At 70.6% G+C, this 15,537-nt stretch carries 16 protein-coding genes; 3 read left to right on the top strand and 13 right to left on the bottom strand.

Annotated elements, in window-relative coordinates:
- Positions 1–54: 54 nt before the first annotated feature.
- From M9917_RS08655 to M9917_RS08645, 3 genes are all read right to left on the bottom strand, one after another.
- A complete protein-coding gene (locus M9917_RS08655) occupies positions 55–381 on the bottom strand; it encodes a hypothetical protein (protein ID WP_297252758.1) in 327 nt (108 codons plus the stop codon).
- Between the two features lie 45 nt (positions 382–426).
- Positions 427–711 carry a hypothetical protein gene (locus M9917_RS08650; RefSeq protein ID WP_297252756.1) on the bottom strand — a complete coding sequence of 95 codons (285 nt, stop codon included), beginning with the start codon at positions 709–711 and terminating at the stop codon, positions 427–429.
- Positions 712–815: 104 nt separating this feature from the next.
- A complete protein-coding gene (locus tag M9917_RS08645; protein ID WP_297252754.1) occupies positions 816–1,736 on the bottom strand; it encodes a helix-turn-helix domain-containing protein in 921 nt (306 codons plus the stop codon).
- A 556-nt stretch (positions 1,737–2,292) separates the two neighbouring features.
- On the opposite strand from M9917_RS08645, the gene M9917_RS08640 reads away from it, so the two are divergent.
- Together M9917_RS08640 and M9917_RS08635 are read left to right on the top strand one after the other, a co-directional pair.
- A complete protein-coding gene (locus tag M9917_RS08640; protein ID WP_297252752.1) occupies positions 2,293–2,559 on the top strand; it encodes a YMGG-like glycine zipper-containing protein in 267 nt (88 codons plus the stop codon).
- A 134-nt stretch (positions 2,560–2,693) separates the two neighbouring features.
- Positions 2,694–3,434, top strand: coding sequence for an alpha/beta hydrolase (locus M9917_RS08635; RefSeq protein ID WP_297252750.1), 741 nt, complete (start codon positions 2,694–2,696; stop codon positions 3,432–3,434).
- A gap of 33 nt (positions 3,435–3,467) precedes the next feature.
- Here M9917_RS08635 and M9917_RS08630 read toward each other — a convergent pair whose 3' ends face one another.
- The 9 genes from M9917_RS08630 to M9917_RS08590 are packed head-to-tail and all read right to left on the bottom strand — an operon-like array spanning position 3,468 to position 12,532.
- Complete coding sequence (locus M9917_RS08630) at positions 3,468–5,183, bottom strand: alpha/beta hydrolase (protein WP_297252748.1); 1,716 nt, start codon at positions 5,181–5,183, stop codon at positions 3,468–3,470.
- A gap of 29 nt (positions 5,184–5,212) precedes the next feature.
- Positions 5,213–7,009, bottom strand: coding sequence for an SLC13 family permease (locus M9917_RS08625; protein WP_297252746.1), 1,797 nt, complete (start codon positions 7,007–7,009; stop codon positions 5,213–5,215).
- Positions 7,010–7,034: 25 nt separating this feature from the next.
- Positions 7,035–8,660 carry a complex I subunit 5 family protein gene (locus M9917_RS08620; protein WP_297252743.1) on the bottom strand — a complete coding sequence of 542 codons (1,626 nt, stop codon included), beginning with the start codon at positions 8,658–8,660 and terminating at the stop codon, positions 7,035–7,037.
- The gene (locus M9917_RS08615; RefSeq protein WP_297252741.1) at positions 8,657–10,177 is read right to left on the bottom strand and encodes a complex I subunit 5 family protein; all 1,521 of its coding nucleotides are present in this window, start codon (positions 10,175–10,177) and stop codon (positions 8,657–8,659) included. The genes M9917_RS08620 and M9917_RS08615 overlap by 4 nt, the downstream gene beginning before the upstream one ends.
- The gene (locus tag M9917_RS08610) at positions 10,174–10,509 is read right to left on the bottom strand and encodes an NADH-quinone oxidoreductase subunit K (RefSeq protein WP_297252739.1); all 336 of its coding nucleotides are present in this window, start codon (positions 10,507–10,509) and stop codon (positions 10,174–10,176) included. Before M9917_RS08610 ends, M9917_RS08615 begins: the two co-directional genes overlap by 4 nt.
- Positions 10,506–11,438, bottom strand: coding sequence for a hydrogenase subunit MbhD domain-containing protein (locus M9917_RS08605; RefSeq protein WP_297252737.1), 933 nt, complete (start codon positions 11,436–11,438; stop codon positions 10,506–10,508). Before M9917_RS08605 ends, M9917_RS08610 begins: the two co-directional genes overlap by 4 nt.
- Positions 11,435–11,734: a monovalent cation/H(+) antiporter subunit G gene (locus M9917_RS08600; RefSeq protein WP_367273913.1), complete on the bottom strand. Its 300-nt coding sequence runs from the start codon at positions 11,732–11,734 to the stop codon at positions 11,435–11,437. Before M9917_RS08600 ends, M9917_RS08605 begins: the two co-directional genes overlap by 4 nt.
- Entirely contained in the window at positions 11,731–12,030 is a 300-nt protein-coding gene (locus M9917_RS08595) for a monovalent cation/H+ antiporter complex subunit F (protein WP_297252735.1), read from the bottom strand. The genes M9917_RS08600 and M9917_RS08595 overlap by 4 nt, the downstream gene beginning before the upstream one ends.
- On the bottom strand, positions 12,023–12,532 hold the full coding sequence (locus M9917_RS08590) for a Na+/H+ antiporter subunit E (RefSeq protein ID WP_297252733.1): 510 nt from the start codon (positions 12,530–12,532) through the stop codon (positions 12,023–12,025). Before M9917_RS08590 ends, M9917_RS08595 begins: the two co-directional genes overlap by 8 nt.
- Before the next feature lie 135 nt (positions 12,533–12,667).
- On the opposite strand from M9917_RS08590, the gene M9917_RS08585 reads away from it, so the two are divergent.
- Positions 12,668–14,479: a metallophosphoesterase family protein gene (locus tag M9917_RS08585; RefSeq protein ID WP_297252731.1), complete on the top strand. Its 1,812-nt coding sequence runs from the start codon at positions 12,668–12,670 to the stop codon at positions 14,477–14,479.
- Here the strand turns inward: M9917_RS08585 and M9917_RS08580 are convergent.
- Positions 14,476–15,513 carry an AI-2E family transporter gene (locus M9917_RS08580; RefSeq protein ID WP_297254784.1) on the bottom strand — a complete coding sequence of 346 codons (1,038 nt, stop codon included), beginning with the start codon at positions 15,511–15,513 and terminating at the stop codon, positions 14,476–14,478. The two genes, M9917_RS08585 and M9917_RS08580, sit on opposite strands and share 4 nt — an antisense overlap.
- Between the last annotated feature and the right edge of the window lie 24 nt (positions 15,514–15,537).

Raw genomic sequence — 15,537 nt, 5'->3', positions numbered from 1 at the left:
CGCTACGCCGGGCTTATGGGCCATATCCACATGAAGCGCGACCCGCCGGGCTTCCTAGACCCAAACCCAGCGGCAGCGGCGAACGCTGCGGCCGAAGCTGTCGCGGTGCACACGGCAGACCTGGCGCCTCTGGCGGCCGCGCTGGAGCTGCGGCGGACGACGCCAGTACCGATCCCGATGATGCGGAGGCCGGTTCCAGCTCTGGCCCTGCTGGGCCCAATCGACCGGCGTCCCCTCGGGCAAGGCGACCTCGGGCGCCGCCGACGCTTGCAGCGTTTGCGCATCGCTGGCGCGACTGGCGCCGGCACCGATCGCAACCGCGACCAAACCAAGCAAGAACGACCGCCGTTCCATGGAGCTCTCCTCCTTCACGTCGAACATCCGAAATAGACCCGGCGCCGTGACGGCCACCGCCGGCCGGTGCGCTCAGCGGCCCGGCGGCGGGCGGCGATGCCGCGGCGGCGGCGGCAGCGGCCGCCGGTTGCGTTGCCGGCGCCGATGCCAGTTGGTCCGGCGCGATCGCGGGGCGGCCGGCTCCGGGCGGGGATCGCCCGGTGCGCGCGGCTGCGGCGGACCTTGCGTGAACGCGACGGAGGCGGTGTCGAGAGCCGCCCTCGCCTCGCCGGAGAGCTCGTCGGCAGCGGCGGCCCGGCTCAGCGCCGCGAGGCCGGCGAGGCCGAGCACGGCCGTCAGGAAATCTCTTCTGTTCATCGTGGAACGCCCACCCTCTAGCCCAAATCCGTTTCCGCAGCCCTGATAGGCGATTCGGTCGCAGACATCACGCCCGCACCCGGCCGAGCTTGCCGGTGCACGCTTCAGCCCTGCACCGTGCTTTCGCATTCCTCGGCGAAGGACTGCGCGAGGCCGCGCTCGCGCGCCTCGGTCGGACTGTAGCCGAACTCGCGCCGGAAAGCCCGGCTGAACGTCGAGTGATCGACGAAGCCGACCTCGTTGCCGATGGCGTGGATGGAGAGCGTTTCGGTATGCGCGCTCAACCGCCGATGCGCCTCGCGCAGGCGCTCCCTGTTGATGAAATGAGCCACCCCGCCGCTCTGCTCGAACAGCCGGTAGAGCTTCGAGCGCGACATCGCGAGCAGCCGGGCGAGCCCTTCGGGCCCGAAATCGGGGGAGGCCATGTTCTGGCGCACGACGCTGCGCACCCTGTCGACCAGGGCCGACCCCAGCACGGGCCGTGCCGGCTCGACGGCGGCCGGCGCGGGGGCGAGGCAGGCGGCGACGAGCGCCCTGGTCGGCGCCTCGAGGCTCGCGGCCTGCTCCGGGCCGAGGTGAGGCAGGGACCGGACGAGCCCGTCCATGTAGCGGGAGAGCAGGGGCGCAAGCTCCCGGCTCACCGCGACGTCATGGCCCTTCTCGCAGCACGGCTCCTCGGCCGGGCGCCGATCGCGCGGGAGATGGAGGGTGATGATTTCGCCGTCCCGGACCCGCCGCTCGAGGGCCAGGGCCGGCGACCGAACGCACAGTTCCTCGCGCGGGGTTCCATCGCCCGCCCGCGTCCGCACCAGCACCACGCAGCAATGATCCGGATCGGATTTCGGGCGATGCCACCATTGCCGCGCCGGCACGCCGGAGAAGACGGCATGCGTCAGGACGATCTCCCCCAGGGTCCAGGAGGAGAAGGCAGCGCCGAATCCCGCCGAGGCTTCGCATGTCGGAAGACGCGCGTTTCCCTCCTCGTCGAGGGGCCGCCAAGCGTCGAACTGGACATCGACCGGCAAAGTCTCCGTGTAAAAATGCAGTGTCGAGAAAACGCCGGCCTTATCTCCCAGGCCATCATGAGAAACAATCGTCATATGCCCCCCGGCCTGCATCATTCTACTTAAGAAATATTCCAATCAGATTCATTTGATAAAGCCCTCGCACATCAACGAGCCTAAATCGAGTGACATTTTTTTAATCTGTCTTACTTGGATGAGGCTCGCTCCTTCCCCAGCTTCGGGTCAAGATTATGACGTAATGGGGCCGCCGCCAACCCCCCGACAGCCCATGCCGGAGATGGCACCGCCGGCCGCGAAGCAAACCCGGCCGCGGCGGACGTCACCGCGGGCCCGAGCTTCGGTTTGGGACAGCTAGCCTACGTTTTGGGACGCGCAGGGGATGTCTCGTCCAAGCGGCGCGTTATAGAACGAGTCCTATTGATGGGGCTCCGGCTTCAATACGGGATACTGGGAAGATCGTACCGTATTCTGTGTTTTCTGCCTTACGCCACATGTGAACGAATCAATTGGAACTATTTCTCGCACTCACCTGCTACCTCAACGATGGAGAAACGACATGCGGTTGAAGATCACCTTGGTTGCCATCGGACTGGCGCTGGCCGGCTGCAACACCAATTCGGCTGACCAGCGCACGCTCGGCGGGGCCGCGATCGGCGCGGGTGGCGGAGCGATCATCGGCGGCATCGCCGGCGGCGGCCGGGGCGCTGCCATCGGCGCCGGGGTGGGCGCCGTCAGCGGCGCCATCATCGGGCGCGCCACGACGCCCAACAACTGCATCTATCGGGATCGCTACGGCCGCAAGTTCACGGCGCGTTGCCCCTGACGGCACGCGTGCCCGCCCCCGCGGGGGCGGGCTGCCGCTCCATCGATCGATCATCGCATCGGGTTTTCCGAAAGGCGGCTTGCGCTTTCCGGACGATCCGGTGCGATATGCCTTTCCGAGCCCGGAAACGACCCATGCGCTCCGTGCTGGTTTTCGTTCTCTCGCTGATCGCCTGGTCGCCTGCCATGGCCGATGACGAATGCGTCGTCCTCCTCCACGGGCTATCCCGCACCGACGATTCGCTGCTGCTCATGGAAGAGGCGCTGCGCTTCTCCGGCTACCGGGTGGTGAATCACGGCTATCCGTCCAACGACGCCCCGCTCGACAAGCTGACCGGCTATGTCGACCGAGCCGTCGCATCCTGCCGCGATGCCGCGAAGCTGCATTTCGTCACCCATTCGATGGGCGGCATTCTCGTGCGGCTCTGGCTCACGCAGAACCGGCCCGCCAATCTCGGGCGGGTCGTCATGCTGGCGCCGCCCAATCACGGCTCGGAGCTGGTCGACGCCTTCGGCGGCCTGCAGCTGTTTGAATATTTCAACGGCCCGGCGGGCCTGCAGCTCGGCACGGGGCCGGACAGCCTGCCCAACCGGCTCGGGCCCGTCGATTACGAGGTCGGCGTCGTCGCCGGCGCGGTTTCGCTCAATCCCCTGCTCTCGTCGATGTTTCACGGACCCAATGACGGCAAGGTCTCGGTCGAGAGCACGCGCCTCGACGGGATGAAGGACCATATCGTCGTCTCGTCGACGCATACCTTCATGATGAACAACCCGCTGGTGATCGCGCAGACGATCGCCTTCCTGCGCAAGGGCCGGTTCGACCACGATCTGACGCTGACGCAGCTCCTGCAGAAGATGCTCCCGAAGCTGCCGTGAGCGCCGGCGCCCGGCCGAACGCGCGGCCCCGGCTCAGCCGCCGCGATTGTGATAGGCGCTCTCCTTGCCCTCGGCATCGCCGGTTCCCTGCCCCGCGCGCTCCCGGAGCAGGCGCTTCAGCGCCGCGATCTGCTGCTGCGGCCAGGTCTGGATGCCCGCCACCGCGACCCATGCCTCGACATAGTGCTGCGGCGCATAGACGTGGCCGTAGCCCATCGGTATCTGCGTCGCGACAGCCATGTCGAGCGCGAGCTGAAGGCCGGTGACGATGGGATACCAGCGGAACTCCGGCGACACGTCGCGGCCGCGCACCGGGGAGAGCCAGGGCGGCGGGCGGAAGAAGGCGTTCTGGTCGAAGAAGGTCACCGCGTCGCTGGCATATTGCAGATAGACCACCCGCATGATGCCCCAGGGCGTCTCGGGCGGAACGCTCGGGCCGTCCTGGTTCATGAAGCGGACGAAGCGGCTGTCCCGGTAGACCGGGAGCCAGGCGGGCGAGCCCGGATTGCGCCGGTCCATGATGCCGCGCCAGATGCGGCTGCCGAAGGGCGGGCCGCTCCACAAGGCGCCGTCGACGGGATCGCCGATCATGTCGAGCAATTCGACGGAGCGCTCGGAATTCATCGCGCCCAGGCTCAGGCCGTGCAGATAGAGCCGCGGCCGGCGTTCCCTGGGCAGCCCGGTCCAGTAGCGATAGACCTCGACGAAGAGGGCGCGCGCCGCTTCCGAGCCGTGCTCGGGCTGGGCGAGCAGCGAAAGCGGGCTCGACAGATAGGAATATTGCAGCGCCACGCTCGCGATATCGCCATCGGCGAGATACTCGATCGGGCTGATCGCGGAAGGATCGACCCAGCCCGTCCCGGTCGGCGTGATCACCACCAGGATCGCGCGCTCGAAGGCGCCGACGCGCTTCATCTCCTCCAGCGCCAGCCGCGCCCGCTCCTCGGCGGTATCGGCGGCGCGCAGGCCGACATAGAGCCGGATCGGCTGCAGCGCCGGCCGGCCCGTCAGCGCCGTGATCTCGGCGGCGGCCGGCCGCGCGGCGACGAACTCCCGGCCCGCGCGGCCCAGCTCCTGCCACTTCACCAGCGAGGCGGAGGAGCCCGATTGCAGCGGATCCGCCGGCTGCGGGCTCGCCGGCTCGATCAGGGCGTCGCGCGCGCGGAAGGAGGAATCGAGCACGTGGAAGGTGATGCGGACCAGGAAGCCGTTGGAGAGCGTCCATACCAGCACCGTGGTGATCGTCAGCCCGGCGACGAGGGCGACGCGCCGTGGCATGAAGCGCAACAGCCGTTGCGCCAGGAAGCGGGTCACGAAGCCGAACAGCCGCCCGAGCATCAGGAGCGCCGCGAAGCTTATGAGCGCGATCAGGCTGATCTGGATCGGAAGGGCGCTGGTGATCGGCTCCATCGCCATCACCGCGCGGATCGAATTCTGCCATTCCGTCGTCTTCGCCAGGAAGATCACCACGACCGGCAGGCAGATGCAAAGCGCGGCGATGTTGCCGATGCGGCGCACCCGCTCGCTGGCCTTGGGCATCTCGAGATAGGCCCACAGCCAGTTGCAGGCGGTGCCGAGCCCGTAGCCGACGGCGAAGCAGACCCCGGCGAGAACCCCCTGGGTCATGGCCGTGCGCGGGACCAGGGTCGGCGTCAGCGAGGCGGCGAACAGGAAGGTCCCCAGCACGAGCCCGAGGCCGGAGAGGTTGCGGACCCAGCGCAGCGGGAGGAGGGGAAGCTGTCGAATCATGTTGCCTGCCGGAACGATACGGATGGAGATCAGAAGCGCCAGATCAGCGGCACATAGAACACGGCCATGACGAAGAACCAGAGCATCAGCGGCGTGCCGAGCTTCCAGTAGCTCGCGAAATTGTAGCCGCCCGGCCCCATTACCATCATGTTCGTCGCGGTCGCGATCGGCGTCAGGAACGAGGCGGAGCCGGCGATGCACAGGCTCATCAGCACCGGGCGCGGCGAGACGCCCAGGCCCGCGGCGGCGGCCATGGCGATCGGGATGACGAGCAGCGTCGTCGCCGTGTTGCTCATCACCTGGCCGAGGCAGGCCGTCAGCACGTAAAGCCCGCCGAGGAAGACGAAGGGACCGGCGCCGCCGGTCGCCGCCACGAGCAGGTCGGCCACGACCTTGGCCGCGCCCGACTGCACCATGGCCGTCGAGAGCGGCATCATCGCCGCGATCAGGATCACGGTCGTCCAGTTGATCGCGCGATAGGCCTCGTCCACGCTCATGATGCGGGTGAAGATCAGCGCGCCGGCGCCGAGCATCCCGGCCACCGCCGGCGGCACGATGCCGCTCGCGAGCATGACGACGACGCAGGCGAGCACCGTAAGCGTGACGCCGGCGCCGATACCCAGCGGCACCGCCTGGCGCCTGACGAGGTCGGGCGAGTTGACGACGAGCACGTCGGGGTTGTCGAGGCGCAGGTCGAGCGCCTCCCAGCTTCCCTCGACCAGCACGGTGTCGCCGGCGGCGAGCGTCTCGCCCGGCTCGAGGTCGATGCCGCCGCGCTGGACGGCCAGCACGACGAGGTCGCCGCTGTCGGTCACGATACCCGGGAAGACCGCTCGCCCGATCAGGGCCGAGCGCGGCGGGATCACCACCTCGGCGAGGCCGGAGCGGCGGCTGAACAGGCCCGGCTGCGCGCCCTCCTCGCGCAGGGAAAGATGCATCTTGGCCGCCAGCGCCGCGACCGCCTCGGCCTCGCCGCGCAGCAGCAGATAGTCGCCCTCCGCGATCGCCCGGCCCTTGAGCGGCGCGCCGGAGGCGCCCGCCTGCACCGCCATCAGCGCAACCCGCCCGGGCTGGCCGGGATCGACCGCATCCGCCGCGGCGCCGACATAAGCCGAGCCCGCGCGCACGCGCAGGCGGTGGATGCCGTCGCTCAGGCCGTAATGCTCGACCAGCGTATGGGCGTGGCGGCTGAAATCGGCCGGCAGCCGGGCGCCGCTCTCGCGCGGCAGCAGGCGCTTGCCCAGGAGCAGGATGATCGCCATCGTCCCGGCGAGCAGCGGCAGGCCGACCAGCGCGAACTCGGCGAAGGCGAAGCCCGGCAGGCCCGCATCCTCCAGCGCCTCGGAGACCAGGATGTTCTTCGGCGCGCCCGTCAGCAGCAGGTTGGCGCCGGCATGGCCGGCAAAGGCGAGCGGCATCAAAAGCTGTGCCGGCGACTGCCTCAGCCTGACCGCGGCCATCACCGCGACCGGCATCAGCGCCGCGACCGCGCCGCTGCCGGTGATCAGCGCGCTCAGGCCCGCGCACGCCGCCATCATGATGACGAGGAGCCGCGTCTGCCCGCTGCCCGCCCTGGCGATCAGGTACTGCCCCGCCCAGGCGGTGATGCCGGTCTTCTCCAGCGCGGCGCTGATGATGAACAGGCTCGCGACGAACAGGGTGGCGCGATCGCCGAAGCCGGCGAAGGCCTGTTCGAGCGTGACCGTGCCCGTCGCCCACAGCGCCAGCGCCGCCCCGATCGCGACCACGACGACCGGCAGCCTGTTCCAGGTGAACAGCACGATCGTGGCCACGATGACGAGGGCGGTGCTGTGGATCGGTGTCACGCCGGAAAGGCTCCTGCTCGCTGATTCAGGCCCGCAGCATCAAAGCCCCGCCGAGCAGGATGGCAAGGGCGATCAGCCCGAATCCCGCGACGGGCCAGCGGCGCAGATGGGCGTCGATATCGCCGATGCGGTCCGAAAACCCGCGCGCCAGCGGGCTTGCCCTCCCGGCCAGGACGACGATGTCGCCTTCGGGGATGCTGCCGAGGCGGCGCGGCAGGCGCGAGACGAACAGCATCACGACGGCGCCGGTGAGCATCGGCCAGGAGAGCTTCCAGAGCGCGTCGGGCTGGACGAGCGAGGCGATCGTCTCGCCCGACACCGCCGGATAGAGCGACCAGGGCAGGACGAGCGAGGCGACGAGCACGATGAGCCAGGGCAGGAGCTGCCCGAGCGGCGGCGCTGTCTCAGGCTTATCCGCGGTGTCGCGGCGGACGATCAGCAGGAAATGCAGCATCAGCGCCGTGCTGCCGGCCCCGGCGAGCGTCACGGCGGCGGCAAGCCAGCCATAGCCCAGCATCGGCTTCGCCGCGAGCTTGGCGAGCGCCCCGCTGGTCAGCGGCATGCCGCCGAGGCTGAGCGCGAGCACCGCCATCGCCAGCAGCGCCGGCGTCAGGCGCCGCCCCCCGCAGGCGGACAAGACGCCGAGGCCGAGGAAGAGCGCCCCTTTCACCAGCGTGTGATGGACGGCGTAATAGGCGGTGAGATTCATGCCGGCGGGATCGGCGGTCTCGAGCGCGGTGCCGAGCAGCACGGCCAGCAACCCCATCTGGCTCACGGTGGAATAGGCGAGCACCGTCTTGGGCCGGGGCTGGGTAAGCCCGACGACGACGCCGTAATAGGCCGTGACGAGGCCGGCCCCGACCAGCACGGCGCCCCAGAACGGCACGCCGGCCTCGAAGGGCAGGAACCGGATCAGCCCGATCACGCCGGCCTTGACCAGGACGCCGCTCATCACCGCCGAAGCCGGCGTCGGCGCGGCCGGATGCGCCAGCGGCAGCCAGACATGCAGCGGCGTAAGCCCCATCTTCAGCGCGAAGCCGAGGATGAACAGCGCCACGATCCAGCCGCGCATGGGATTGGCCGCGAGATCGGCGACGACGCTGCGGATCTGCGGGTTGGCATCGGGATGGCCGGCGGCCAGCATCACCAGCGCGATCAGCAGGAAGGCCTCGGCGAGCAGCGCCAGCGCGACATAGATCACGCCGGCCCGGTGCGCGGCGGCGCTCTGCTCGTGGATGATAAGGCCATAGGCCGAGAGGCTCGCCAGCGTGAACAGCAGATAGAAGTTCACGACGTCGCCGACGATGAACAGGCCGAGGCTGCCGGTCAGCGTGAGCAGCCACCAGACCGCGAAGCGCGGCGCGGCAGGGTCGCGCGCCATCAGGGTCGCGGCATAGGCGCCGGCCGCGCTCCAGAGCAGGGCCGCGCCGCCGAGCAGGATCGCGCCCGGCTGATCGAGCACCAGCGTCAGCCGGAACGGCACCGGGAAGACGGCGAAGCGCCCCTCCGGCACGACGAGCACCGCAAGCAGCGCCGGCAGCGGCGCCAGCACGAGAAGGCGGATCGCCCGGGCCCTGAAGCCCGCCGACAGGCAGAAGGCCGCAAGCGCGAGCGGCACCAGTACCGACGAGGCGAGCAGGAGGCGGCTCATGGCAGCCCCGCCATGGCAAGCCCGCCCCGGCCGATCTGCAGGAAGCCGAAGGGGCGCAAAGGTACGAAGCCGATGAGCACGGCCGCGACGGCCAGCGCCAGCGCCGCGAGCTCGAGCCGGCGCGGCACCGCCCGGCGCGGCGCGATCGGCACAACGGGGACGGCCAGCGCCTTGTCGATGACGCGGAAGACATAGGCGCCGGCGAGGAGACCGCCGATCAGGATCGTCGCCGCCAGCCAGGGATAGCCCTCGATCACCGCCGCCGTCAGCAGCAGGCATTTGGCGACGAAGCCGCCGCTCGGCGGAATGCCCATCAGCGACAGGCCCGCGAGCCCGAAGGCGGCCGCGCTCAGCGGCAGCACCCGGCCGAAGCCGCCGAGATCGGCGATGCGGTCATGGCCGAAGGCTTCCGCGATGACGCCCGCCGCCAGGAACATCGCCGCCTTCGCCAGCGCATGCGAGATGAGCTGGAGCGCCCCGCCGGTCCAGGCGATGGTTTCCCAGGGCGCCGTGCCGTCGCCGCCGGCGAGCGGGAAGACGATGAAGAGATAGCCGATCTGCGCGACGGTCGAATAGGCGATCATCAGCTTGAGCCGCGCCTGCCGGAGCGCCATGACGCTGCAGAACAGGATCGAGGCGGCGCCGAGCACGGCCAGCAGCTGGCCGACGATCGCCGCCGCCTGCGGCGGGGCGACATCGAGCACCAGCCGCAGGATCAGGAAGACCGGCGCCTTGATCACCAGCGCCGACAGGACCGCGCTCGCCGCCGCCGGCGCGCCGGCATGGGCGGGCGGCAGCCACAGATGCAGCGGAAACAGCGCGGCCTTGGCGAGAAGCCCGATGATCATCAGCGCGAGCGCGGCAAGGAGCGCCGGGTCCGACCGGGCGAGACGCGACAGCGCGGAAAGGTCGAGCGTGCCGTACTGGCCGTAGATCAGCCCGACCCCGAGCAGGTAGAGAAGCGAGCCGACGAGCGCGAAGAGCAGATAGCGCAGCGCCGCCTTGACGGTCTCGGCCCGGCCGTCGAGGCACACCAGCGGCACGGCGGCGAAGGTCAGAAGCTCGAGCGCGACATAGAGGTTGAACAGATCCTCGCCGACGAAGACCGCGTTCAGCGCGCTCCACAGCGCGAGCAGCATCACCCAGAAGGTGATCTGCGCCCGCCCGCCGCCATTGTCGCCCGCGAGACCGTACTGCACCCGCGCGAACAGCCCGACAGCGGTGACGACGAGCGCCGTCATCGCCAGCATCGCGCCGGAAAGCCCGTCCGCCCGCAAGGCGATGCCGAGCGGCGGCCGCCAGCCGCCGACGACATAGGTGAGCGCGGCGCCGCTCGTCACGAGTTCGGCGGCGATGGCGATGGCGACGGCCGCTCCGGCCGCGAGCGCGACGACCGCTATCCGCGCGGCGTGTCGCGGCCCGCAGGCGAGGATGGCGAGCACCGCGCAAACCGGCAGGATCACCGCCAGGACGAGCAGGAAGCCGCCCGGCGTGGTGGCATGGACGAGCGGCGTCATGCGCCGCCCTCCGGCCCGCCGGCATCCGCTCCCTCGCCGATGGTGATCTCGGAGAGCCGCTTCAGCAGGGCGATGGCGAGCGCGCTCGCCGAAAAGGCGACGACGATGCCGGTGATCACCAGCGCCTGCGGCACCGGGTCGGCCTCGAAGCCGGCCCCGGCCCCGCGCCTGGCGACGGCGCCGAAGACCAGGAAGATGCCGGCGCCGAGGATGTTGCAGCCGACGATGCGCCTGAGCAGCCCGGGTTGGGTGACCACGGCGAAAAGCCCGATGCCGACGAGCGCCGCGCCGGTGAGGCCGAACAGGATGGCGGGCTGAAGCAGCGCCGTCATCGCGCCGGCGCCTTCCGGGCCGGCCCTGCGACCAGCAGGGCGAGCGCCGCCGCGACGGAGAGGGTCAATGCCGCCTCGATCGCCACGATCAGCGGCTTCGCCAGCCCCTCGGGATAGGCCAGGAACCCCTCCGCGAAGACGAAGCCGAGAAAGGCTATACCTAAAAACAGCACCGGGCCGCCGGCGAGCAGCAGGCGGGGCAGCCGCGCGCCCGTATCGGGGGCGGGGTAGAGCCCGGCCATCGTCACCAGGAGCCACATCGCGGCGAGCACGGTGCCGGCCTGGAAGGTGCCGCCGGGTGCGTCGGCGCCGACCCAGAACATGTAGATTCCGATCACGACGCCGAAGGGCGGCAGCACGCGCGCGAGCCAGGCGAGCGGCGCGGGCACGGCGGCGGGCTTCACCACGGGCGCGCCGCCCCAGAGGCCGTCGGGCGCCAGCGACCAGACCCCGATCAGCGCCAGCAGGACGACGACCTTCTCCAGGAGCGTGTCGAGCGCGCGATAGGCGAGCAGGACGGCGGTGACGGGATTGCCGAGCTCGGTAGCCGGCAGCGCTTCGGCCGCGGCCGGCGCCAGCGTCGGGGCCGGCGTGGCGAAGCGCAGCACGGCGTAGCCGAGCCCGGCCGAGATCATGGCGCAAGCCACGGCGACGGCGAGCCTGCCGGTGCGCCTGAGCGGCTCCTCCGTCTTGCCCCGCCCGCGCAGCGCGGCTTCCGCCCGCAGCAGGAGGATGCCGGTCACGCCGCCGCCGATGGCGATCTCGGTCAGGGCGACATCGGGCGCGGCGAGCCTGAGCCAGGCGAGCCCGAGCATCAGCCCGAAGGCGAGGAAGGCGATGATCGCGCCGCGCTCCTGCCGCTCGGCGACGACGCCGAGCGCCAGCAGCAGCAGGAGCGCGGCGAGCGAAAGGTCGAGAAGCGCCATCATGGCCGGGTTCTGTCGCGCTGGAGGGCCCGCGCCAGGAGCTGGCTCGCCGTCGCGGCCGAAAGCTGCGCCAGCAGCCAGACGCAGACGAGCTTCAGGCCGCCCGCGATGCTCCCCGCCTGCGGCATGAGGCCGAGCACGATCAGCCCGAGCCCGAGATTGTCGGCCTTGCTGATCGCATGCAGCCGGCTCAGGGAATCGGGAAACCGCAGGAGCCCGAGCGCGCCGGCCAGAAACAACAGCGCGCCGGCTGAGACCAGGACGATGGTGGCGATGTCGGCGAGCAGGCCCATGCTCATGGCCGGTCCTCCGGCGAGGCGCGGTCCCCGCCCTCCCCGTCGCTGCCGAGCGCGAAGGCCACGCAGGAAAAGGCCGCGAACAGCGTCAGCAGCAGCGCGACGTCGCTCGCCGCGGCGGCCGCCGTCGCGGCTCCGATGAGCAGCAGGACGGCCGCTCCGCCGGTCCCGAGCAGTTGCACCGCCATCATCCGCTCCGCCGCGATGCCGGAGCGCAGGACGCGCCACAGCGCGATGGCCGTCACCACCAGGATGAAAAGCGCTGCGCCGGACAGGACGGCGGGCAGGGCGTCAGCCATCGCGCGCCTCCGCTGCGAGGATCTGCCGGAACGCCGCCTCGTCGGCTGCGACCTGCTCGGCCACGGGCTCGCCGAGATCGAGGCAATGGATCAGCAGGGTTCCGTCCTCGTCGACGGCGACCGGCAGCTTGCCCGGCTGCAGGCTCATCACGGCGCAGGCGGTGTCCCGCGCGAGGCCGGCCGGAATCGCGGAGCGGCAGCGGGCGAAGCCCGGCCGCAGGTTCGGCTCGCGCGCGAAGGCGCGGCGTGCCACGTCGAGCCCCGCGACCACGGATTGCGGCAGGAAGCGCAGCAGGAAGCGCAAGAGCCCGAGCGGCGACAGCCTTCCGCCCGCCGGCCAAAGCCGGGCGCTCGCCCAGACGCCCGCGGCGCTGGCGGCGAGCCCGACGGGCAAATCCGCCGGCGCGGGGCCGATCAGGATCACCCACAGCCCGAGCAGGCACAGCCCCCGGATCGCGAGCGCCGGAAGCCGCACGTCGTCGGCCGCGGCCGCTCCATCCATCGTCTCCGTCCGCCGCATGTTCGCAGCACGGTAGCCTCCGCATCTCACGGCAACATCAGCCCGGCGTCTCATGATTGTGCGTGGCGTCCCATTCTCGCCGCCCTGTCTGGCGGCTGCCGGCCGGATATGCGCAGGATGACCGCTTGTTCTTTCCGGGGACCCCATGCTGCCGCCCGCGCCTTCGCCCATCCCGGCCTGCCACCCGGCCACGCCGCCACGCCGATGATCATCGAACCGCGCGACGGCGATGCCGAGGACGATGCGAGCAGCACCAAGAAGCGCTCGCTGATCGCCATCGCCGGCAGCCTGCTCGGCGAGATCAGCCTGCCCAAGCTCGCGCTTGCCTGGCTCATCGGCATGCTGCTGCCGAGCCTGCTGCTCGGCGCCGCGCCGCTGGCCGCCAGCGCCTGGGTCGCCTCGGTCTCGGGCCACCTCGCCGAGCTCGCCGGGCTCGGCTCGCTTGCCCTGCTCGCGCTCATCGGCCTCGTCGGCTGGTTTGGCGTGCGCCCGCTCTTCCGCATCGTGGAGACCAGCTTCTGGTCGCTGAACGCGCTCGTGGTGCAGCCCGGCTATGCGCTGTGCCGCGAGGGCCTGCAGCATCTCGCCGAGTTCGTCATCCCGGCAGGAACGAGCGCGAGCCGGCGGGCTAGCTGGCGGGCCGGCAGCGCCTTTGGAGCGGGGCTGCTGGGCTGCCTCGCCGCGGGCGCCATCGCCGCGCTGGTCTGGCCGGCGACGCGCTGGTCCGGCGGCCTCGCCGATTTCGCCGATCCCGTCCGGCTCGTCCTGCCGGCGCTCGCCAACGCCGTCGTGCTGATGTCGCTTTATCTCGCGGCGGCCTCGCTGCTCTGGGGCTTCGCCGACGGGCTGATGGAGCAGCCGCGCGATCTTTCCGGCTTCGACGGCGCGCCGCCCTCGGCGCGGCGCTGGCGCGTCGCCCATCTCTCCGACGTGCATGTCGTGGGCGAGCGCTACGGCTTCCGGATCGAGAGCGGGCGCGCCGGCCCGCGCGGCAACGAGCGCTTCCTTCAGGTGCTCGACCGCCTGGACGCCATCCACCGCGACGAGCCGCTCGACCTGCTGCTCGTCACCGGCGACATGACCGATGCCGGCCGCTCGGCCGAATGGGCCGAGTTCCTCGACGCGATGGCGCGCCATCCCGCCCTCGCGGCGCGCTGCCTGATCCTGCCCGGCAACCACGACGTCAACATCGTCGACCGCGCCAATCCCGCCCGGCTGGAGCTTCCCGGCAGCCCGGGCGCGCGCCTGCGCCAGATGCGCACGCTCTCGGTCATCGCCGCCGTGCAGGGAGAGCGTGTGCAGGTCTTCGACGAAAGCCGCCGCCGCCTCGCCGGCAGCCTCGCTTCCGCGCTCGAGCCGCATCGCGCCCGGATCTCCGCCTTCGCCGATTCGGGCAGCCGGCGCCTGTCGATCGGGCTTTCCGCGCTCTGGAACGGCGCCTTCCCGATGGTGCTGCCGCCGGCCGAGCCGGACGGGCTCGGCGTCGTGCTGCTGAACTCGAACGCGGAGGCGCATTTCTCCTTCACCAACGCGCTCGGCCTCGTCGCCGAGGAGGACATGCAGGCGATCCTCGCCGTGACCCGCGCCCATCCGCAGGCGCGCTGGATCCTGGCGCTGCACCACCACCCGGTGGAATATCCGCAGCCGGCGAAGGCCTTCTCCGAGCGGATCGGAACCGCGCTGATCAACGGCAGCCGCCTGCTCAGGCTGCTGCGGCCGGTCTCGGCCCGCATGGTCGCGATGCACGGCCACCGTCATATCGACTGGATCGGCCGCTGCGGCGCGCTGAAGATCGTCTCGGCGCCGTCCCCGGTGATGGATGCGACCGACGCCGAGCCGACCGCGTTCTACATCCACACGCTGGCGGCGGCGCCCGGCGGGCTCGCGCTGCTTCAGCCGCAGCGCATCGTGATCGAGCCCGCCGGCTAAGCCGCAGGCTCGTCCTTGTGCGGCGAGCCGAAGATCTCGGCGAGCCACAGCGTCGAAGGATGCAGCGCGCAGAAGGTCAGGAGCGCGATGGTGATCGGCACGCCGATGAAGGCCCCGAACACGCCCCACAGATAGCTCCAGAAGAACACCGAGAACAGCACGACCACCGGCGAGATCGCGAGCGCGTTGCCGGCGACCCGCGGCTCGACATAGCTGCCGACGACGAACTGGATCAGGTTGAGGCAGGCGAAGACCGCGACCACCGCACCCCAGGAGCCGAACTGGGTCATCGCGAACGCGGTCGGGAAGACCGTGGCGATGAGCGGCCCCAGGAACGGGATATAGTTCAGCGAAAAGGCGATGAAGCCCCATTCTTCGGCGAGCGGCAGCCCGACGGCCCGGGCGAAGGCCCATACCAGCGCGCCGGTGATGATGCTCATCGCCGTCCTGACCAGCATGTAGCGCCGGATCTTGGCGCCCGTCGCCATGCTGCCGCGCAGCAGGATCTCGCCGGTGCCGCGGCTGCGCATGCATTTGAGCTTGCGCTCGAAATCATCGACCTCCAAGAGCCCGAGCAGGACATAGACGAGCACCACCAGCCAGAAGCTCACCGTGCTGTTCAGCCGGCCGGTGACGGTCTGCGCCAGGCGCAGCATCCAGGAGACGCTGAAGGTCTCCGACCAGGCCCCTGCGACCACGATCCCGTGCCCTTCGAGCCAGGTCGTCGTCTGGTCGTAGAAGCTCTGGAAGCGGGCGGCGTCGCTGACGATCCAGCGCCCGACACGGCCGAAGGCCCAGATGATCAGCGAGCCGAAGCCGACGAAGGCGACGATCATCACGACGACGCTGACGGCCAGCGCGACGAGCCGCGGCAGCGCGCCCTGCAACGCCTTCTGCAGCGGCCAGACCAGCGCCACGATGAACAGAGCGAAAGCGACCGGCGCGAAGACCGAGCTCGCGATCGACAGGGCCGCGATCACCAGGATCGCGGCGACCGTCACCTGCGCGGCATGATGGATCTTGCCCGCCGTCATCGCCCCTCCCGATGCGGTATCCTC

This window comes from Bosea sp. (in: a-proteobacteria) (assembly GCF_023953965.1).
Classification (GTDB): domain Bacteria; phylum Pseudomonadota; class Alphaproteobacteria; order Rhizobiales; family Beijerinckiaceae; genus Allobosea.
This window is presented reverse-complemented; position numbering and strand designations above follow the sequence as displayed.